General features: G+C 68.6%; 21 protein-coding genes and 2 tRNA genes. 7 read left to right on the top strand and 16 right to left on the bottom strand.

Going from position 1 to position 18,922, the window contains the following annotated elements; translation table 11 throughout:
* Positions 1-33: 33 nt before the first annotated feature.
* Positions 34-855 (top strand): acyl carrier protein, encoded by an 822-nt coding sequence (locus ASC61_RS20130; RefSeq protein ID WP_056213121.1) that lies wholly within the window; start codon positions 34-36, stop codon positions 853-855.
* Between the two features lie 24 nt (positions 856-879).
* Here ASC61_RS20130 and ASC61_RS14705 read toward each other — a convergent pair whose 3' ends face one another.
* Positions 880-1,350 carry a DUF3145 domain-containing protein gene (locus tag ASC61_RS14705; protein WP_056213120.1) on the bottom strand — a complete coding sequence of 157 codons (471 nt, stop codon included), beginning with the start codon at positions 1,348-1,350 and terminating at the stop codon, positions 880-882.
* Between the two features lie 150 nt (positions 1,351-1,500).
* Here ASC61_RS14705 and ASC61_RS14700 point away from each other — a divergent pair, with 150 nt between their 5' ends.
* Together ASC61_RS14700 and ASC61_RS14695 are read left to right on the top strand one after the other, a co-directional pair.
* A complete protein-coding gene (locus ASC61_RS14700) occupies positions 1,501-1,806 on the top strand; it encodes a GNAT family N-acetyltransferase (RefSeq protein WP_056213118.1) in 306 nt (101 codons plus the stop codon).
* Positions 1,807-1,847: 41 nt separating this feature from the next.
* Positions 1,848-2,525: a GAF and ANTAR domain-containing protein gene (locus ASC61_RS14695; RefSeq protein WP_162243677.1), complete on the top strand. Its 678-nt coding sequence runs from the start codon at positions 1,848-1,850 to the stop codon at positions 2,523-2,525.
* 1 nt (position 2,526) lies between these two features.
* On the opposite strand, the gene ASC61_RS14690 is transcribed toward ASC61_RS14695, so the two are convergent.
* Positions 2,527-2,994 carry a phosphatase domain-containing protein gene (locus ASC61_RS14690; RefSeq protein ID WP_268750631.1) on the bottom strand — a complete coding sequence of 156 codons (468 nt, stop codon included), beginning with the start codon at positions 2,992-2,994 and terminating at the stop codon, positions 2,527-2,529.
* A 59-nt stretch (positions 2,995-3,053) separates the two neighbouring features.
* Here ASC61_RS14690 and ASC61_RS14685 point away from each other — a divergent pair, with 59 nt between their 5' ends.
* Positions 3,054-3,431, top strand: a complete 378-nt coding sequence (locus ASC61_RS14685) for a VOC family protein (protein WP_056213114.1) — start codon at positions 3,054-3,056, stop codon at positions 3,429-3,431.
* Positions 3,432-3,442: 11 nt separating this feature from the next.
* On the opposite strand, the gene ASC61_RS14680 is transcribed toward ASC61_RS14685, so the two are convergent.
* A tRNA-Met gene (locus ASC61_RS14680) sits at positions 3,443-3,516 on the bottom strand.
* Positions 3,517-3,543: 27 nt separating this feature from the next.
* On the opposite strand from ASC61_RS14680, the gene ASC61_RS14675 reads away from it, so the two are divergent.
* Positions 3,544-4,284, top strand: a complete 741-nt coding sequence (locus ASC61_RS14675) for a PIG-L deacetylase family protein (protein ID WP_056213112.1) — start codon at positions 3,544-3,546, stop codon at positions 4,282-4,284.
* Positions 4,285-4,336: 52 nt separating this feature from the next.
* Here the strand turns inward: ASC61_RS14675 and ASC61_RS14670 are convergent.
* The 3 genes from ASC61_RS14670 to dnaG form a co-directional block, all read right to left on the bottom strand.
* A tRNA-Asn gene (locus ASC61_RS14670) sits at positions 4,337-4,409 on the bottom strand.
* The gene (locus ASC61_RS20485; protein WP_442854221.1) at positions 4,372-4,869 is read right to left on the bottom strand and encodes a sigma-70 family RNA polymerase sigma factor; all 498 of its coding nucleotides are present in this window, start codon (positions 4,867-4,869) and stop codon (positions 4,372-4,374) included. Before ASC61_RS20485 ends, ASC61_RS14670 begins: the two co-directional genes overlap by 38 nt.
* Before the next feature lie 199 nt (positions 4,870-5,068).
* Positions 5,069-6,958 carry a DNA primase gene (gene dnaG, locus ASC61_RS14665; protein ID WP_056213110.1) on the bottom strand — a complete coding sequence of 630 codons (1,890 nt, stop codon included), beginning with the start codon at positions 6,956-6,958 and terminating at the stop codon, positions 5,069-5,071.
* A 102-nt stretch (positions 6,959-7,060) separates the two neighbouring features.
* Between dnaG and ASC61_RS14660 the strand changes: the two genes are divergently transcribed.
* Positions 7,061-8,623 carry a hypothetical protein gene (locus tag ASC61_RS14660; protein ID WP_157439508.1) on the top strand — a complete coding sequence of 521 codons (1,563 nt, stop codon included), beginning with the start codon at positions 7,061-7,063 and terminating at the stop codon, positions 8,621-8,623.
* A 6-nt stretch (positions 8,624-8,629) separates the two neighbouring features.
* Here ASC61_RS14660 and ASC61_RS14655 read toward each other — a convergent pair whose 3' ends face one another.
* The 6 genes from ASC61_RS14655 to ASC61_RS14630 are packed head-to-tail and all read right to left on the bottom strand — an operon-like array spanning position 8,630 to position 12,662.
* Positions 8,630-9,862 (bottom strand): deoxyguanosinetriphosphate triphosphohydrolase, encoded by a 1,233-nt coding sequence (locus ASC61_RS14655; RefSeq protein WP_056213107.1) that lies wholly within the window; start codon positions 9,860-9,862, stop codon positions 8,630-8,632.
* Complete coding sequence (locus ASC61_RS14650; RefSeq protein WP_157439507.1) at positions 9,859-10,329, bottom strand: GNAT family N-acetyltransferase; 471 nt, start codon at positions 10,327-10,329, stop codon at positions 9,859-9,861. The genes ASC61_RS14655 and ASC61_RS14650 overlap by 4 nt, the downstream gene beginning before the upstream one ends.
* A 14-nt stretch (positions 10,330-10,343) precedes the next feature.
* Positions 10,344-11,195: a bifunctional DNA-formamidopyrimidine glycosylase/DNA-(apurinic or apyrimidinic site) lyase gene (gene mutM, locus ASC61_RS14645; protein WP_056213103.1), complete on the bottom strand. Its 852-nt coding sequence runs from the start codon at positions 11,193-11,195 to the stop codon at positions 10,344-10,346.
* A gap of 10 nt (positions 11,196-11,205) precedes the next feature.
* The gene (gene rnc / locus ASC61_RS14640) at positions 11,206-11,880 is read right to left on the bottom strand and encodes a ribonuclease III (RefSeq protein WP_235503564.1); all 675 of its coding nucleotides are present in this window, start codon (positions 11,878-11,880) and stop codon (positions 11,206-11,208) included.
* 44 nt (positions 11,881-11,924) lie between these two features.
* On the bottom strand, positions 11,925-12,110 hold the full coding sequence (rpmF, locus tag ASC61_RS14635) for a 50S ribosomal protein L32 (protein ID WP_056213101.1): 186 nt from the start codon (positions 12,108-12,110) through the stop codon (positions 11,925-11,927).
* Between the two features lie 3 nt (positions 12,111-12,113).
* Positions 12,114-12,662 carry a YceD family protein gene (locus ASC61_RS14630; RefSeq protein WP_056215733.1) on the bottom strand — a complete coding sequence of 183 codons (549 nt, stop codon included), beginning with the start codon at positions 12,660-12,662 and terminating at the stop codon, positions 12,114-12,116.
* Positions 12,663-12,830: 168 nt separating this feature from the next.
* Here ASC61_RS14630 and dinB point away from each other — a divergent pair, with 168 nt between their 5' ends.
* Positions 12,831-14,015 (top strand): DNA polymerase IV, encoded by a 1,185-nt coding sequence (gene dinB, locus ASC61_RS14625; RefSeq protein ID WP_056213100.1) that lies wholly within the window; start codon positions 12,831-12,833, stop codon positions 14,013-14,015.
* A 72-nt stretch (positions 14,016-14,087) separates the two neighbouring features.
* On the opposite strand, the gene coaD is transcribed toward dinB, so the two are convergent.
* Genes coaD through ASC61_RS14605 form a run of 4 tightly spaced genes read right to left on the bottom strand, consistent with a single transcriptional unit; the run spans position 14,088 to position 18,832 of the window.
* Positions 14,088-14,561: a pantetheine-phosphate adenylyltransferase gene (gene coaD / locus ASC61_RS14620; protein WP_056213098.1), complete on the bottom strand. Its 474-nt coding sequence runs from the start codon at positions 14,559-14,561 to the stop codon at positions 14,088-14,090.
* A 1-nt stretch (position 14,562) separates the two neighbouring features.
* Positions 14,563-15,105: a 16S rRNA (guanine(966)-N(2))-methyltransferase RsmD gene (rsmD, locus tag ASC61_RS14615; RefSeq protein WP_056213096.1), complete on the bottom strand. Its 543-nt coding sequence runs from the start codon at positions 15,103-15,105 to the stop codon at positions 14,563-14,565.
* Positions 15,102-17,243 (bottom strand): ATP-dependent DNA helicase RecG, encoded by a 2,142-nt coding sequence (gene recG, locus ASC61_RS14610; protein WP_056213094.1) that lies wholly within the window; start codon positions 17,241-17,243, stop codon positions 15,102-15,104. Before recG ends, rsmD begins: the two co-directional genes overlap by 4 nt.
* Positions 17,243-18,832: a DAK2 domain-containing protein gene (locus tag ASC61_RS14605; RefSeq protein WP_056213092.1), complete on the bottom strand. Its 1,590-nt coding sequence runs from the start codon at positions 18,830-18,832 to the stop codon at positions 17,243-17,245. The genes recG and ASC61_RS14605 overlap by 1 nt, the downstream gene beginning before the upstream one ends.
* Positions 18,833-18,922: the final 90 nt, after the last annotated feature.

Raw genomic sequence — 18,922 nt, 5'->3', positions numbered from 1 at the left:
GGGAACGCTCACACCGCTCGTTAGACTCGACGCGTGCCGTCACCCTCAGCAGTCCACGAACAGCTCACGGACATCCTCGTCCGCCTGGTCGGGTGTCCCGCCGAGGCGGTCGTGCCGCAGGCCGGGCTCAAGGAGCTCGGCACCGACTCGCTCACGATCGTCGAGCTGGCCGACGAGCTCGGGCGGCGATTCGACCTCTACCTGTCCGACGACACGGTCGACAGCCTGGTGACCGTCCAGGACGCGATCGATGCGGTCGTGGACCACGACGGGTCGACGCCCCCCGACAGGAGCGGCCGCGTGCCCACGACCCTGGAGTCCCCCGCACCGCCCGTGCGCGACGAGGAGCAGGTGCGCCGTCGGCGCCTCGCGGAGCGGTTGGTCATCTGGTTCGCGGTGGTCGGTGCGGCGTTGGGCGCGATCCTCGGTTTCGGTGGTTCTGCTCTGATCGACGCCACGGGCCTCGGCTCGGTCAACCTCGCGCCGATCAGCAACCCGACGACCGCCCCCTCGACGACTCCCACCACCACGCCCGAGCCGGAGCCGACCCAGACGACCGAGGCCAACCCGGACGAGCCGGAGCCCACGATCAGTGCCTCGAAGTCCCAGGTCGCGCCCGGCGAGCGGTTCGTCATCGAGGGCACGTTCCCCGCAGTCGGCGCGGGTGCCGAGCTCCAGGTCCAGGTCAAGGACGAGGGCAGCGACTGGGACGACTTCCCGATCGAGACGACGACCAAGGGCGGCGGCCGCTTCAAGACCGAGCTCTACACATCGCGCTCGGGCGATCGCCAGTTCCGCCTGCTCAACAAGAAGACCGACGAGTCAACGCCTGCGGTCACCGTGCAGATCGGCTAGCTGCCGGTTGAGGCTGTCGAAGCCCTAGATCACCTGGTGCAGCCAGCGCACCGGCGCACCGTCGCCGGCGTGCCGGAACGGTTCCAGCTCGGCGTCCCAGGCGGTCCCCAGCAGACCGTCGAGCGCCGTGTCCATGTCGACCTCACCGAGGGCCACCTTGACCCGGAACGCCTTGATGCGGTCCTCGGGGATCAGGATGTCGCCATGCAGTCCGGCCATGGCGTGGAAGATGCCCAACGACGGCGTGTAGGAGTAGCGCGCTCCCTCGGTCGACGCCGTGGGCTCCTCGGTGACCTCGAACCGCAGCTTGTCCCACCCCCGCAGGGCGGACGCGATCGCGGCGGCCGTACCCGCAGCGGCCTGCCACGACAGCTCGGCACGGTAGGTGCCGGGCTCAGCGGCCTGCGGCACCCAAGCGAGGTCGGGAGTGCCGCCGAGCACGCCGGCAGCAGCCCACTCGACGTGCGCGCACAGCGCAGACGGAGCAGAGTGCACGAAAAGAACACCCCGGGTCGGGGTGGTCGGCGAAGACATATTCATCGGTGCCTCCCTAGTGTCGCCTTCCCCAGCGTCTTGGGAGCACCTGAGACCATTGTGACGCATGTTCTCCTGTACGGACAACATCTCAGCCGAAGGGAATGTCGGATGACGACCACAGTGGCGGACAATCCCGCCTCGTCGAGGTTCGAGATCACGGTCGACGGCGAGCTCGCCGGATTCCTCGACTACCGCAAGGACGGCGACGAGTACGCCCTCCCGCACACCCGGATCTACACCGAGTTCGAGGGCCGCGGTCTCGGCACCGAGCTGGTGCGCGGCGCGCTCGCCGAGATCGCCGCGCGCGGCGGCACGGCGCTCCCCTACTGTCCGTTCGTGCCCAAGGTCATCCGCGACCACCCCGAGTTCCTCGAGCTCGTGCCCAAGGACCAGCGCGACACCTTCGGGCTCTGACGCCTGCGGTTGACCCCGGACGAACCGGGTAGGTAGTGCTCGTGGACGAAGCACTGCACGACAGCATCCGTCGCCTCGCCGAGGCGCTCAAGCCCGGCGACTTCGACGCGACCCTGCACGCGATCACCACGGCTGCGGTCGAGGTCCTGCCCGATGTCGACTACGCCTCGATCACGGTCAAGCACGCCGACGAGTCCATCGACACGGTGGCGCCGACGGCCGAGCTCGTCCTCGACCTCGATGGCAAGCAGTACGAGCTCAGAGAGGGCCCGTGCTACGAGGCGGCCGTCGAGACGGCACACGTCATCTCGCCCGATCTCGCGACCGACACGCGATTCCCGGAGTACGGCCCGTACGTCGTCGACAAGGGCATCCGCGCGCAGGCCGGGCTCCGACTGTTCGACGCGCCGACCTCGCAGGGCGCGCTCAACATCTACTCACACCGGCCAGGGGCGTTCGAGGACTTCTCCACGATCGCCGACCTGTTCTCCCACCAGGCGGCCATCGCGATCGGCTACGCGCGGGAGATCGCCGACCTCAACGACGCGCTCCGCACACGGACGACGATCGGCCAGGCAGTCGGCATCATCATGGAGCGCTACGAGCTCAACGACGAGCGGGCCTTCGCGTTCCTGACCCGCCTGTCGCAGCACCGCAACGTCAAGCTGCGGCTCATCGCCGCCGAGATCGTCGCCGACGTGGAGCGCCGGCGCGGCTGACTCAGTCGACGACGTGCACGGCGATGCCGTTGTCCCGCCACAGCTCGATCACGGCGGGCTTGTCGTCCCAGGCCTCCAGCACCGTGAACCCGTCGTCAGCGATCTGCGCGAGGATCTCCTTCTTGATCACCACGTCCTTGCGGTAGTCGCCGACGATCCGCATGTAGAGCGCGTCGTACGGGATGCCGTGCTCGACGAGCCAGTCGAGCGTCAGGTCGCGCCAGATGAACTCGCGAGACGTCACCACGAGGATGGCGCGGCCCTTGTCGTGCTCGGCCCGGGCGGCCTTGACGACCTTGGGCCGCGGTGGACACCCCGCAGACGCCGCATGGAAGGCGTGGAAGTCCTTGTCGGGTCCTGTGATGTGGTGCTCGATCGTCGTCGTGTCACACAGCGTGCCGTCCATGTCGAAGATCACTGCGTCGCGCATGCCCCGATTGTGTCGCATCGGCTGGGCACACCGGGCTATCGCCTTCGCCGTGCGACCGGCGTACGGTCGATTGCGGGGTACAAGCAGAGGAAGAAGTCATGTTGAGCGATCTGGAAATCTACGCAGTCGTCCCCGCTTCGGATCTCGGCCGGGCACGGGAGTTCTACCGCGACAAGCTGGGCCTCGAGCCCGCGCAGGAGGTCGGCGAAGGGTTGATCTATGAAGGTGCGGGCGGCACGAAGTTCCTGCTCTACGAGACGCAGTTCGCCGGCACGGCGCAGAACACCGCGATGAACTGGGCCACCCAGGACCTCGACGCCGAGATGGCCGAGCTCCGCGGCCGGGGCGTCGTCTTCGAGGACTACGACTTCCCGGGCTTCACGACCGAGAACGGCGTCCTGGACAGCGATGACGGTCGCGCTGCCTGGTTCAAGGACTCCGAGGGCAACATCCTCGCCCTGTCCGAAGGCATGTGAGCGGCTCGTCGTAGGGAGGGCGGGGCTCGAACCCGCGACCCAGGGATTATGAGTCCCCTGCTCTAACCAGCTGAGCTACCTCCCCTTGGGAATGCGGGCTTAGCCTAACCGTATGGAACCCACACCACTCGAGCCCGTCAGTGAGGACTGGGAACGCGCCCTCGTGGTCGTCGCGCACCCCGATGATGTCGAGTTCGGCGCCGCGGCTGCGATCGCACGCTGGACCGACGCAGGCAAGACCGTCGCCTACTGCATGGTGACCAGCGGCGAGGCGGGCATCGACGGCATCGCGCCTGACGAGTGTCGCGAGATCCGCATCGCCGAGCAGATCGCCTCGGGCAAGATTGTCGGTGTCGACGAGGTCGAGTTCCTCGGACTCCCTGACGGGACCATCGAGTACGGCGTGGCGCTGCGCCGGGCGATCACGGAGGTCGTGCGCCGGCACCGGCCGGAGATCATCATCACCAACAACTTCCGCGAGACCTGGGGCGGCTCGATGCCCAACCAGCCCGATCACATGGCGGTGGGCCGCGCGGCGCTCAACTCCGCCGGCGACGCAGGCAACCGGTGGATCTTTCCCGAGCAGCTCGTCGACGGCCTCGAGCCGTGGGGTGGTGTCACGCAGGTGTGGGCGGCCGGCTCCCCTGACGCCAAGCACGGTGTCGACACGACCGACACGTTCGACCGCGGCGTCGAGTCGCTCAAGGCCCACAAGGCGTACATCGACGGCCTCGGGTGGGAGAACTTCGACCCGGCCGAGATGCTCGAAGGCATGTCGCGACCCACCGGCTCACGCCTCGGTGCCACGCACGCGACGCCGTTCGAGGTGTTCTCGATGACCTGGGGCGAATGAGGGTGCCCAGAAACCACGAAACGGCGCCGAGATCGGCGCCGTTCGGGTGATGCTCCCCCACTTGGACTCGAACCAAGAACCCTCCGATTAACAGTCGAATGCTCTGCCAATTGAGCTATGGGGGATCGGCTCCTCTTGCGAAGGAGCACGGTCAACTACTTTAGCAAGCCGCCCGCGGAGTTGTCGCATCGCCTTGGCCTCGACGTTGCGGACCTGGGCGACGGTCAGGCCGAGGCGTTCGCCGACGATCCGCCGCGGCATCGGGACGGCCAGCGGATCGCCCAGACCGAAGCGCAGACGCAGGACGTCGGCGAGCTCGTCCGGCATGCCGTCGAGCAGATCTGGATCAGCGGATTCGGCCTGCGGGGCCGGGCGATCCTCGTCGCCGAGCGGCTGCTCGGGACGGTGCTGGACCGTCATCGCCGCGCCGATCCAGTGCCAGGCGTAGGTCGCCAGTCGGGCACCTCGGTCGGGATCGAACCGGTCGATCGCGCGGATCAGGCCAATTGCTCCCGACTGCACCGCGTCACGGAGCTCTTCGCCAGTGAGTCCTCGCAGGCGCGCACGCATGGCCACCGAGCGCATCCCTGCCGTGATGAGCGCCTCTCGGGCGTTGCGATCTCCACGACGGGCCAGCCGGGCGAGCGCCAGCTCCTCGGCGGCGTCCATCGGCGGGATCGAGAGCAGCTCGCGTACGAATCGGTCCATGCGACCAGCGTCGGACGACGGAGCGGCGGCGGGCGGTGGCGCGACCGCGACCTGTGGACCGTGCGGCGTACGGGAGTCAGCTGGGGATGTCGCCGCCGAGCGAGCGGTCACGCAGGGTGCGGAACTGCTGCTCGAGGGCGATCAGCTCACCGAACATGCGGTTGTAGGGCTCGGCCTGCTCGATCGGGTTGGTGCGCTGCAGCTTGGACTTGATCTCGGTGATCCGGCGGCCACATGTCAGCATCTGCAGGCGGAGGATCACGGACGCCACGACGGCCGCGGTGTTGCTCTCGCGGGCCCGCATCGGCTCGACGGCGGCGACCGAGAGCACACGTCGCGCGTCCTCGTCCTGCACCGACTCGGCGAGCCGGGGCAGCCAGTTGGAGTCGGGGCCGGTGGGCCAGGTCATGCCCTGGATGTGCTTCCAGAGGTACTTGGAGACGAAATGGGTGAAGTCGTTGTCGTCGAGCTCGTCGGCATGCTCACGGGCGAGGTGGGGGTATTGCACGATCGCCTTGAGCGCTTCGCGCTCGTCGGAGAACTGGGGAGCGCCGAAGCTGACGGCCTGACTGGGCGACTCGGCTGGAGCAGCGGGCTCCCCCGTCACGGGCTGCGCGACCTTGGCCGGTCCCGCGCTCGTACGTCTGCGGTGCTCGGCACGGACCTGCTCGATGTCGGTGCCGACCCGCCCGGCGATCTCGCGCAGCAGCTCGTCGACCTTGGACTTGTCGCGGATCGCGGACGCCAGCGAGACGGCCTCGCGCACGGCGTCGACGCGCTGGTCGCCGCGATCGAGGTCGTACTTGCCGAGCATGTTGTCGAGGACGAAGCGATAGAGCGGTATGCGCGACGCGACGAGCTCGCGCACCGCGGCATCGCCGTCGGCCAGGCGCAGGTCGCACGGGTCCATGCCGCGCGGCTCGACGGCGACGTAGGTCTGGGCCACGAACTGCTGGTCGCCGCTGAACGTCTTGAGGGCTGCGCGCTGGCCGGCCTCGTCGCCGTCGAACGTGAAGATGACCTCGCCGTGGAAGGCCTGGTCGTCGAGCATGAGCCGGCGCATGACTCGGGCGTGGTCCTCGCCGAATGCCGTGCCACACGTCGCCACGGCGGTCGTGACGCCGGCCTCGTGGCACGCCATGACGTCGGTGTAGCCCTCGACGATGACGGCCTGGCTCGACGATGAGATCGACCGGCGGGCGAGGTCGAGGCCGTAGAGCACCTGACTCTTCTTGTAGATCGGCGTCTCGGACGTGTTGAGGTACTTGGCCTCGACGCGGTCGTCGTCGAACATGCGGCGGGCACCGAAGCCGATGATCTCGCCGGTCATCTCGCGAATCGGCCACAGCAGGCGACCGCGGAACCGGTCGTAGAGGCCGCGCGAGCCGCGAGCGGCGAGCCCTCCGACCATCAGCTCGTCGTCGGTGAAGCCCTTGGCCTTGAGATGCGCGACGAGCGCCTCTCCCCCGCGTGGCGCGAATCCCATGCCGAACTTCTCGGCGACGGTCTGGTCGAACCCGCGGTCCTTGACGAACTGACGGCCGACCTCGGCATCGGCCGAGCTCTGCAAAGCAGCGGCATAGAACGCGCCGGCCTCGCGGTGGGCCTCGAGCAGCCGGGGCCGTTGCTGAGGGTCACGGCGTGGCCCGGTGCTGGCGCCCTCTTCGTAGTGCAGCGTGATGCCGACCTTGACGGCCAGGCGCTCGACGGCCTCGACGAACGTCAGTCCCTCGATCTCCATGAGGAACTTGTAGACGTCGCCCGACGCGCCGCACCCGAAGCAGTGATAGAAACCCTGCACGGGTCGTACGTTGAACGACGGCGACTTCTCGTCGTGGAACGGGCACAGCCCCTTGCGTGCACCACCGCCGGCGTTCTTGAGCGTGACGTACTGCTCGACGATCTCGTCGATGCGGGCGCGTTCGCGGACGAGCTGGATGTCGTCGTCCTTGATGCGTCCGGCCATGGGGTGAATGTTAGTCGCCGCCACCCACGCCCGAGCCGGGTCATGGCACGCAGCCTCGGGAGGCCGGTCATTTCTCTGACACGCGCCATCGGCAGGAGTAGCGTGATCTTCACTTCTCCTTGGAACGGCAAGGGATTCGCCGGGGGGCTCATGGAGGCTCTCATGGTGACGTACGCACGAAGGACGATGTCGGAGGCGCTCGCGCGGGCGAAGCACCTCGACGGCCACCGCAACGAGGTCGGCATGTGCCTGGCCGAGGTCGCGGAGATCTACGGCCTGACCGGCCCCTTCAGGTGGGGCGGCAACGGCAGGAAGTGGGCCATCAACTTCTGGCTCGCGGCCGTCGAGCACGGCGAGGTCGTGAAGACCTCCGATCCCCGCAAGATCCCGGCGGGCGCCATGGTCTTCCACGCGCCGCGCCCCAAGGCGAAGTCGGTCGGCGGTATGGCCGGCCACGTCGCGATCGGCGCCGGCAGTGGCAAGGAGTACTCGACCGACCAGCCGCACAACGGCAGGCGCGGCAAGGTGTCGATCCGTTCGGTCGAGAACGCGTGGACCAAGAAGCTCCTCGGCTACATCGTCGTGACGGGCGACGGCATCACCCTCACCGACCGGCCCGGCTCGATCTCGACCGACAAGATGGACCCCGCGGCATACTTCCTCGACGCGCGGGGCCCGCACGTGACCTGGCTCGGCGAGCGGCTCGTGCTGCACCTCGCAACGCTGGGCGTCCCCTCCCCGTACGCACTGGGGCCCGGCCCGCACTTCACCGAGGTCGATCGCGCTGCAGTGATGCTGTTCCAGGAGGCGCAGGGCTGGATCGGGGACAACGCTGACGGCTTCCCGGGCCCGACGACGCTGCTCCGGCTGGCTCGCGCACCTGGACCGACACCGATCAGGGCGCTGGCCATGGTGGCGACCACCGACCACTTCATGGTGCCTCAACGCGGCCTCTCGATGAACTGTGCCGGGTACGACCATGCGGGCCACGGCGCCGCGACCGCTGAACGGAGGGCCAGGCGCATCGGTGCCAAGATCCTGACGCTCAAGCCCAACGTCATCTGCCTGCAGGAGCTGGAGATCCACAGCCTGAACGACATGGACAAGGCGCTCCGGCCGGGCGGCTACCGCCGGATGAGCCGGGGCGGCAAGGGCCGCGAGATCTACCTCGGCAAGGGCTGCTCACAGATCGCGTCGGGGCTTGAGCGCGTCAGCACCGAGCTGGACGACGACGACAAGCCGTGGGCCTGGACCGCGTACACCTACAAGGGCACACGCTGCATGGCCGTGTCGTTCCACAACGAGAACCAGGGTCACGCGGTCCAGCGGCAACAGCTTGCCGAGGTCCTCCACCGGTCCCTCGCGCTGGCCAACAAGCACAAGGTGCCGTGGTCCAACCTATTCGTCACCGGCGACGGCAACCTGTTGACGGCCGAGGACGTCGTCGAGGAGTTCAACTGGATGTCCGCGGGCAAGCACGCGCCCAAACGGACCAACTACGGGCTCATGACGGCGACGAAGTGGGGGCCGAAGCGGCGAGGCAAGCCGATCGACGTCGACCTGTTCCGGCACAACGCGACCATCGACGCGTACTCCCAGGTGGTCAGCAACACCTTGTCGGACCACTACCTGCACTACGTCGACTTCAGGACCGTCGGCCGCTGACCGACCTCAGTTGAGCAGGCGGAGGGCCCACGTACGTGCTGACGCGTCGGTGAGGCTCGCGACCTGGTCGATGACGACCCTGCGCCTGGCCGCGTCGTCGGTGGCATGGGCGAAGTCGAGCGCGAACTCGGCCTCGAGCTCCTCACCGTCGGACTTGTCGAGCACCTCGACGAGCGCCAGCAGCAGCTCGCGCTGGCGGCTGAGCGGACCGGCTCGATCGTCCGATCGCATGACGTAGTGTGCCGCGATCGACTTCAGCACCGTGATCTCGTCGCGGGTGTCCTCCGGCACCTCGAGGTCAGCGGCGAAGCGTATGAGCGGCCCGCCGCCCCATGCCTCGACGGTCGCGAGCTCGGCGGCGTGGGCGAAGCGCCCGATCAGCGCGCTCGTCAGGCTCTTGAGGACGGCGCGGGCAGCGCGGCTGCCGTCGAACGGCGTCGTCGGCCACTCCGGCATCTCCTGCAAGCGGCCGAGTGCCGCGTCGAGACGGTCGTCCGTGGCCCCGGAGTCGTACCAGTCGCGCGCGACGCCATGAATCGCCTCGCGGTCGAGCTCGCCGGACCGCAGCACGAACCAGCCGCCGACGACCCCGTCCTCGACGTCATGCACCGAGTAGGCGATGTCGTCCGCGAGGTCCATGACCTGCGCCTCGATCGGCCGGCGCATCGCGGGTGCACCGTCGCGGAGCCACGCGAAGACCGCCACGTCATCGGCGTACGCGCCGAACTTGCCACTGGCATCCGGCGCCTCGCCACGGAGCCACGGGTACTTCACGCACGCCGAGAGCGTCGCCCGGGTCAGGTTGAGGCCCACGCTGGAGCCGTCGGCGGCGAATGCCTTGGACTCGAGCCGGCTGAGGATGCGCAAGGTCTGCGCGTTGCCCTCGAAGCCGCCGCACGACTCCGCGGCCTCGTCGAGGGCCGTCTCGCCGTTGTGGCCGAACGGCGGATGCCCCAGGTCGTGCGCCAACGCGGCCGAGTCGACGATGTCGGGGTCACAGCCGAGGGCCTTGCCGAGCTCGCGCGCGACCTGGGCCACCTCGAGCGTGTGGGTCAGGCGGTTGCGCACGAAGTCGTCGAACCCGGCCCCCATGACCTGCGTCTTGGCCGAGAGCCGGCGCAGCGCGGCGGAGTGGACCACTCGGGCCCGGTCGCGCTCGAAAGGCGTACGTCCAGAGCGTTTGGGCGGCTCGTCGACGAAGCGGGCGCGGGCCTCGTCGCCGTAGGGTGCGTCGGTCATCGGATCTGCTTGGCCATGTTGATGTTGGTCGCCTCGAAGCCGGCCGACTCGTACAAGCTGACGGCGGCGGTGTTGTTGGCGAACACGTGAAGCTTGAGGACGCCGACGCTGTGGTCGGCGCACCATTCCTCGGCAGCCGTGAGGAGCTCGCGACCGAGGCCCTTGCCACGGTGTGCTTCACCGATCTCGATGTCGTAGATCATTGTGGTGCGGACCGACAGCGCAGGATCGGTGAACAGCCACAGGACGCCGACCTCCTCACCGTCGGAGAGTGCCACGAAGATGTCATGGCCGGGCGTGTCGAGGCCTTGTGGCAGATCTGCGGCGTTCTCGCTGGCTGAGCGCTCGAGGGCCCCTTCAGCCGGCCAGTTGCCGGAGTCGACCTTCTCCTTGGCGAACTCGGTGATCAGTCGCGCGTTCCACGAGACGTAGCGCTCAGGAGACATCGGTTGCAACGTGACGGTCACGCTGCACAGCGTACTTAGAACTTGCCGTTGCGGGGCCTCGGCTGGCACGTGGGGCACCAGTAGGACGAGCGGTTCATGAACGCGTCGCGGCGGATCGCCGTGCCACAGCGCTGGCACGGCTTGCCTTCCTGCCCATATGCCTGCAGGGACCTCTCGAAGTAGCCGCTGTTGCCGTTGACGTTGACGTAGAGCGTGTCGAACGACGTGCCACCCTGCGCCAAGGCCTCGAGCATCACCTCGCCGATGTGCACGAGCAGTCCTTCGACCTCGCGGGAGCGCAGGTGCCGGGTGTTGCGGGCGTAGTGCAGCGGCGTGCGCCAGAGCGACTCGTCGGCGTAGATGTTGCCGACACCGGAGATCAAGGTCTGGTCGAGGATCGCCCGCTTGACGCCGGTCTCGCGCTTGCGCAGCCGCGCGGCGAACTCGGCGGCGTCGAACAGCGGGTCGAGCGGGTCGCGGGCGATGTGGGCGATCTCGGGCGGCAGCTCGGCGCCGTCCTCGCTGAACGACATCCCGCCGAAGATGCGCTGGTCGGCGAAGCGCAGCTCGCGTCCGTCGTCGAGGGTCAGGGCGATGCGCAGGTGCCGGGGCGGCGGAGCATCGGCTTCGGAGATGAGAAACTGGCCGCTCATGCCGAGGTGGCACAGCACGGCGTCACCATGGTCGAGCTGCATCCAGAGGTACTTGCCACGCCGTGCGGCGCCGACGACCGTGCGGCCCTGGAGCCGGTCGGTGAAGTCGCGTGCGCCGGGCAGGTGACGGCGCACGGAACGTACGTCGTGGACGACGACGCGGGTGATCGTGCGGCCGACGACGTGCTCGGCGATGCCGAGGCGGACGACTTCGACCTCGGGCAGCTCGGGCACGGGTCAGAGCCTAGACGTGGTCGGCGACAGAACTCTCGAGGCCGGCGTTGATGGACCGCCAGGCGATCTCGGCGACCATCTGCTCGGCCTCCTTCTTGGAGCGACCGCTGCCGCCACCGAAGACCCGTTCACCGACGTGCACCTCGGCCGTGAACGACTTGTCGTGGTCGGGGCCGGTGCCCTCGAGCACGTAGTGCGGCACACCGAGGTCGTTGTTGGCGGCGATCTCCTGCAGGGACGTCTTCCAGTCGAGGCCCGCACCGAGCTCGGCGGCCACGGCGATCACCGGGTCGAAGATGCGGTGGATGACCTCGGCGGAGCGTTCGATGCCGAACTGGACGTAGATCGCACCGAGAAGCGCCTCCACCGTGTCGGACAGGATCGAGGCCTTGTCACGACCTCCGGTGGCTTCCTCGCCACGCCCGAGGCGTACGTGGTCACCGATGCCGAGGGTGCGCGCCACCTCGGCGAGGGCCTTGGCGCTGACGACGGCGGCGCGGAGCTTGGCGAGCTGGCCCTCGGGGAGCTCGGGGTGCTCGGTGAAGAGCGTGTCGGTGACGACGAGCCCCAGGACCGAGTCGCCGAGGAACTCGAGGCGCTCGTTGTTGGGGACTCCACCGTTCTCGTACGCGTACGAGCGATGTGTCAGGGCATGCTGAAGGAGCCCCGCATCCAGGTCCTCCACACCGAGAACCTGCCGGAGCCCATCAGCATTGAGTGCTGCAGAGATCAGAGGACCTGGCGACGCTCGCCGCGAGCTCCGTACTGTCCGCACTTGGTGCACGCGTGGTGCGGCTGCACCTTCGAGTCGCACGCGGGGTTCGCGCAGTCGACGATCGCGGTCTTGGTGGTCTTCCACTGTGCACGACGATGGCGCGTGTTGCTGCGCGATGTCTTCCTCTTCGGGACTGCCACGATCTACTCCTTGCTGTCGTCGGACGTGATGTCCGACCCTGTCTGGTCGGCTGGCGGGACCGGTTGCTCCGCCAGCTGGCTCAACGATGCCCACCTCGGGTCGATCGCCTCACCGTGTGTGTGATCTGGATCGTCCGCGAGCCGTGCTCCACATTCGGGGCACAATCCCGGACACTCCGGACCACACAACGGGTTGTGCGGTAGTGCGAGCACCACCGCGTCCCGCAGGACGGTCTCGAGGTCGAGCAGGTCGTCCTCGAGGACAAACTCCTCTTCTTCGGCCTCTTCTGGGTCAGAAGGTGCCTCGTAGAGGTACAACTCCTGGAATCCCACCACGACAGCTTCGTCGATCGGGTCCAGGCACCGCACACACTCGCCCACGGCACGCGCCGAGATGGTGCCTGTTGCCAGAACACCTTCCATGATGGCCTCGAGCCGGAGCTCGATCTCCATCGGGGAATCCTCGGGCACGCTGTAGACGTCGTAACCCATGTCTGCCGGCGCCGGGACCGTCAGGGTGTACGTGCGTTCAGCGCCCGGTTTGCGACCCATCTCGTGGGTGTCGAAAACCAATGGTCCCGAAAGCACGGCTTGCCCATCTGTCCAAGTGCACGACAAAACTTCAACCTGCGAACAGGCCGAAGAGAATCGTAACCCGCCGGGCCCAGCCGAGGCCAATCGGTCAGCCCGTTTGTCCCTGCTGAATGACACGATGCGGGTATGACCGAGGGTACCGTCCTGCACGCCGACCTCGACGCGTTCTACGCGTCGGTCGAGCAGCGCGACGACCCGTCGCTGCGCGGGCGCCCGGTCATCGTGGGTGGCGGCGTCGTGCTGGCGGCGAGCTATGAGGCCAAGGCACGCGGCGTCCGTACGGCCATGGGTGGCCGACAGGCGCTCAGGCTGTGCCCCGAGGCGGTCGTCGTGCCCCCGCGGATGCACGCCTACACCCAGGCGAGCCGCGACGTGTTCGACGTGTTCCGCGACACGACACCGGTCGTCGAGGGGCTGTCGATCGACGAGGCGTTCCTCGAGGTCGGCGGCTTGCGGCGCATCCGCGGGTTGCCGTCGTCGATCGCCGAGCAGCTGCGCCAGGACGTACGCACCAAGGTCGGCCTGCCGATCTCGGTCGGCGTCGCCCGCACCAAGTACCTCGCCAAGGTCGCGAGTGCCGTGTCCAAGCCCGAGGGCATGCTCGTCGTCCCGGTCGAGAAGGAGCTCGAGTTCCTTCACGCGCTGCCGGTCGAACGGCTCTGGGGCGTCGGCAAGGTGACCTCGCAGAAGCTCCGCGACGCCCGCATCGTCACGGTCGGCGACGTCGCGAACCTCTACGAGATCGAGCTCGTGCAGCTGCTCGGTCCCGGGTCGGGCCACCACCTCTACGCCCTCGCCCACAACCGCGACCCGCGTCCGGTCGTCGTCGGCAAGCGGCGCGGATCGATGGGAGCCCAGCACGCCATCGGTCGTGGCCCGCACTCCCCCGACGAGATCGACCTGGCGCTGCTGACGCTGGTCGATCGCGTGACGGGCCGCATGCGTGCCGCTGGGCGTACCGGCAGCACCGTGACGATCCGGCTGCGGTTCGGTGACTTCACGCGCTCCACGAGCTCGCACACGTTGGCTCGCCCGACGGCGCACAACACGACGGTGCTCGAGGTCGCCCGACTGCTGCTGACGTCACGCGCTGCGGCGATCGAGGAGCGCGGGCTCACGCTGATCGGGGTCTCGGTGGGATCTCTCGACGACAACCCGGCTCAGCTCGCGCTGCCGCTCGACGTCACGAGCGGCGCGCAGCTCGACGACGCGATCGACGCGGTGCGCGACAAGTACGGGACGAAGTCGCTGCGTCGCGCGGTCCAGCTCGGCAAGCGCGAGCACCTGGCCGTCCCCCAGCTCCCCGACTGAACCCCACGTTTTGTGACGGACCTCGTCAGCATCCAGCCGATCGTGACGAGTTTCGTCACGATCCGCAGGGCGTCAGGCGTACTTCGCCTTCAGCTCCGTGAGGACGAAGTCGGGGACGAGGCGGGAGACGTCGCCGCCGTGCTTGGCGACCTCCTTGACCAGGCTCGACGCCAGGAAGGAGTACTCCGGTGTCGTCGGGATGAACAGCGTGTCGACCTCGGTGAGGCTGCTGTTCATCTGCGCCATCTGCAGCTCGTAGTCGAAGTCGGTGACGGCGCGCAGGCCCTTGACGATCGCCGAGATGCCGTTGTCGCTGCAGAAGTCGACGAGCAAGCCGTTGAACGACGCCGTCGAGACGTTGGGGAACTGCGACGTGGCGCGGTCGAGCAGCTCGAGCCTCTCGTCGATCGTGAACAGGCCCCGCTTGCTCTCGTTGACGAGCACCGCGACGACGACCTCGTCGAACAGCCGTGACGCGCGCCCGATGATGTCGAGATGACCGTTGGTCACGGGGTCGAACGAGCCTGGGCACACGACCTTCGTCATGTCAGCGACCGTACCAAACGGTCGTCTCGCCGTACTTCTTGTGACGGAGACCTTCGACACCCTCCGGCCAGGTGAATGGATCACGGGTCGCCCGCTCGACGACGAACAAGGCGCCAACGGCGCTGTGCTCCTGCAGACGTCGCACCAGGCTCGTCACCGAGTCGGTGGCCAGGTCGTAGGGAGGGTCGATGAACACCAGGTCGAACGGGGGGCCGTCGGGATGCTCCACGAACGCAGCGGCCTTCGTTCGTACGACCTGGCCGTCAGCACCCAGGTCGCGGAGGTTGCCCTTGATGACCGCGGCCGCTCGAGCGTCGGACTCGACGAACGTCGCATGATCGGCACCGCGCGACAGCGCTTCGAGACCCAGTGCGCCGGACCCGGCGAACAGGTCGAGGACGTGCAGACCGTCGAACCCACCGAGCTCGGACTCGAGCGAGGAGAACATCGCCTCGCGGACCCGGTCGGAGGTCGGCCGCGTGCCGTCGCCCTTGGGGGTCTGGATCCGCCGCCCGCCATACGCTCCCGCGATGATGCGCGTCACGTGCGCTCCAGGTAGTCGGCCTGCTCGGACCGCTCGAGCTCCTGCACTGCGGCGGCGAGGCCCGGATGTGACGCCAACCTCGGATCGGCCTCGACGATCGCGTCCGCCACGCGCCGTGCCTCCTCGATGACCTCACCGTCCTTGACGACTGACAGGAGTCGCAGGCTCGACCGGAGACCCGACTGCCGCGCGCCCAGGACGTCGCCCTCGCGCCGCAGCTCGACGTCGAGGCGCGACAGCTCGAACCCGTCCGACGTCGACGCCACCGCGTCGAGACGCTCGCGAGCCGGCGAGTCGACCTCAGACGCGGTGACCAGCAGGCACAGCCCGGCGTCGGAACCACGACCGACCCGGCCGCGCAGCTGGTGCAGCTGGGACATGCCGAACCGGTCGGCATCCATGACGACCATGACCGTCGCGTTGGGCACGTCGACGCCGACCTCGACGACAGTCGTCGCGACGAGCACCTCGATCTCGCCGCGCGCGAACGCGTTCATCGTCGCGTCCTTCTCGTCAGGTGCCATGCGGCCGTGCAGGCTGCCGAGCCGCAAGCCATGAAGCGCACCGCCCTCGAGCTCCTCACGCAGCTCGAGCAGCGATGTCGTGTCCTTCTCGCCGCCATCGTCGCCCTCTCCGATGCGCGAGACCACGACGTACGCCTGACGGCCGCGGCCGACCTCCTCGCGTACGCGCTCCCAGCCGCGTTCGAGCCACTGCGGCCGTTCGTTGTAGGGCACGACGGTCGTCTGGATCGGCTGGCGACCGGCGGGCAGCTCGCGCAGTGTCGAGACCTCGAGGTCGCCGAACACCGACATCGCGAGCGTGCGTGGGATCGGCGTGGCGGTCATGACCAGCACGTGCGGCGTGACCTCGGCGCGGTCGACGAGTGCCGCGCGCTGCTCGACACCGAAGCGGTGCTGCTCATCGACGACCAGCAGGCCCAGCTCGGCGAACTGCACGTGGTCCTGGATCAGGGCGTGGGTGCCGATGACGATGCCGGCCTCGCCTGACGCGGCATCGAGCAGCGACTCCTTGCGTGCCTTGGCGCCCTGCGAGCCGGTCAACAGGCGTACGCGGGTGGCACCGTCGGCGCCGCCGAGCATGCCGCCCTTGGCCAGGTCGCCGAGCATGGCGGTGATGGCGCGATAGTGCTGAGCGGCGAGGACCTCGGTCGGAGCCAGCAACGCCGTCTGCGCACCGGCATCGACGACCTGCAGCATCGCCAGCAGCGCGACGATGGTCTTGCCGGAGCCGACCTCGCCCTGCAGGAGCCGGTGCATGGGGTGCGTACGCCCGAGGTCGGCCGAGATCTCCCCGACGACGGTCTTCTGGCCGGCGGTGAGCTCGAACGGCAGCTGCTGCTCGAAGCGCTCACGCAACCCTCCGGGCACCACGGGGCGCGATGCCGCGCGCTCGTGCTCGAGCGCGTTGCGGCGCTGGGCGAAGATCGTCTGCACGACGAACGCCTCCTCGAACCGGAAACGGTCACGGGCGCCCTGCCAGTCCTTGGCGTTGCGCGGCCGGTGAATCGCCTCGAGCGAGCCCTTGAGGTCGAAGAAGCCACGGCTCGTGCGTACGTCCTCTGGCAGCGGGTCGTCGAGCGGGTCGAGCGCGTCGAGGCACATCCCGACGCAGTGCTCGATCTTCCACGAGGGCATCGCGGCGGTTGCGCGATAGATCGGGATGACCCCACGACCCAGCCGCGAGCTGTCCAAGAGGTCCGCCGACTCCTCCAGTGGCTCCCAGTCCGGGTGCGTGAGCTGGAGCTTGCCGTTGAACATCGTGACGACACCGGCGGCGAGGCCCAACGACTCCGGCTCCATGGTCTTGAGCCGCCACGCCTGCTGGAAGAACGTCAGCGTGAGATGGCCCGTGCCGTCCGAGACGACGACCTCGGTGCGCGTGCGGCGACCGCCCGGGCCGAACGAGTAGTTCTTGGCCGAGGCCACCCGGGCCATGATCGTGACGTGCTGGCCGACCTCGAGCTTGGAGAGGTCCGTGAGCTTGCCGAGCTCGGCGTAGCGCCGCGGGTAGTGCCGCAGGAGGTCCTCGACGACGACCATGTCGAATGCCTTGGTGAGCGGCTTGGTGGTCTTGTCGCCGATCACGTTGACCAGCTTGGTCGAGAGCTCGACCATCACTCCACCGCGATGAACAGCGGGTAGTTCTCCTGGCCGCCGTCGTAGACCACGAGGTCGACGTCGGGGCGCAGCGTGCGGAGGTATTCGGAGATCGACTGCTCGATCAGCCCCTCCGCGCCCTCACCCATCACGACGGTCAGCATCTCACCGGCCGGTGACAGGATGCGGTCGATGACCTCGTACGCCACCGCGAGGATGTCCTGCCCGACGACCGCGAAGTCGCCCGCGACGACGCCGAGCACATCGCCCACGTCGCACGGCCCGACCATCGTCATGCCCGGCTCGGTCGCGATCGTGACGGCGCCGTGCTGTGTGTGGGCGGCGGCGCTCGACATCGCCACGACGACCTCGTCGAAGCCGAGGCCGGGATCGTGCACCGCGAGCGCGGCCAGCCCCTGCACCTGCGCGTGCGTCGGGATGACCGCGACACGGATGCCGTCCTGCCGGGCGGCCTGCGCGGCCGCCTCGAACTGGCGGACGTACCGCTGGTTGTTGGGCAGCACGATGACCTCGTCGGCGCCGGCATCACGCAGCGACGCGCTCATCTCGGCGATCGTGAGCGGGCGGTCACGGGTGAACTCCAGCGTCATCGCGCCCGCCTCGCCGCACAGCGCCGTGAGGCCCTCACCGGTCGTCGCGGCGATCACGACGCGGCCGCTGCGAGGCGACTGCGCCATCTGGTCGGCGAAGTGGGTGACGGCGATGCGATAGGGCCGGCCGACGTCGATGCCGGCCTCGATCGCGGCGCCGACGTCGTCGACGTGCACGTGGACGTTCCACAGCCGGTCGCCGCCCACCACGACGAGCGAGTCGCCGAGCGGCAGCAGCGCTGCCCGCAGCCCGGCGATGCGGTCGTCGTCGGCCTCCAGGAGATACATGACCTCGTACGACGGGCCGTCGGCGCTCAGGTCGTCGCCGGCGCCCACGGCCGGCACCGGGATGGTGCTCGCGGCAGGCTTGGGGATGCGACCGGTGAGTGCCTGCTCGGTGGCGTCCAGCACGACGACGAGCGCCCGACCGCCGGCGTCGACGACACCCGCGCGCGCCAGCAACGGCATCTGCTCGGGCGTACGGGCCAGGGCCTCACGTGCGGCACGTGCCGCTTCGCCGAAGACCGTACGTCCGTCGACCCCGGCTGCGGCCGACTCGGTCGCTCCGACGGCCGCTGCCTTGGCCACGGACAGGATCGTGCCCTCGACGGGTGCCCCGACAGCGGCCCAGGCGGCATCGGAGGCGGCGACGAACGACTTCGCGACGTCTTCGGCGGTGACGTCGCCGCCCTCGAGGTCGAGGTCGCGGAAGCACGCACGGACGAGCTGGGACAAGATCACGCCGGTGTTGCCCTTGGCGCCGGTCAGCAGCCCGTCGACGTACGCCTTGACGAGGCCGGCGAACGGGACGTCGGTGCCCATCCCCGCGACGGCGTCGGCGCCTGAGGCGAACGTCAGATAGGCGTTGGTCCCGGTGTCGCTGTCGGGCACCGGGAACACATTGAGGGCGTCGATCTCCGCGCGAGCCGACGACAGGGCCCCGGCACACAGCTGTGTCCACGCACGGAACGCCGTGGGATTGAGGGTGAGGCCCATGGGGCGAGGCTATCGGTCGGCACCGTGGATCGACGGGAGCGTCCGGGCTGATTCGCGTCAGCGTCGGGTCTTCGGCTATTCTTGAGCGGT

Source organism: Aeromicrobium sp. Root344 (assembly GCF_001425755.1).
In the GTDB taxonomy this organism is placed as follows: domain Bacteria; phylum Actinomycetota; class Actinomycetes; order Propionibacteriales; family Nocardioidaceae; genus Aeromicrobium.
The sequence above is the reverse complement of the archived record's forward strand: the minus strand, read 5'-3'. Positions and strand labels throughout refer to the sequence as shown.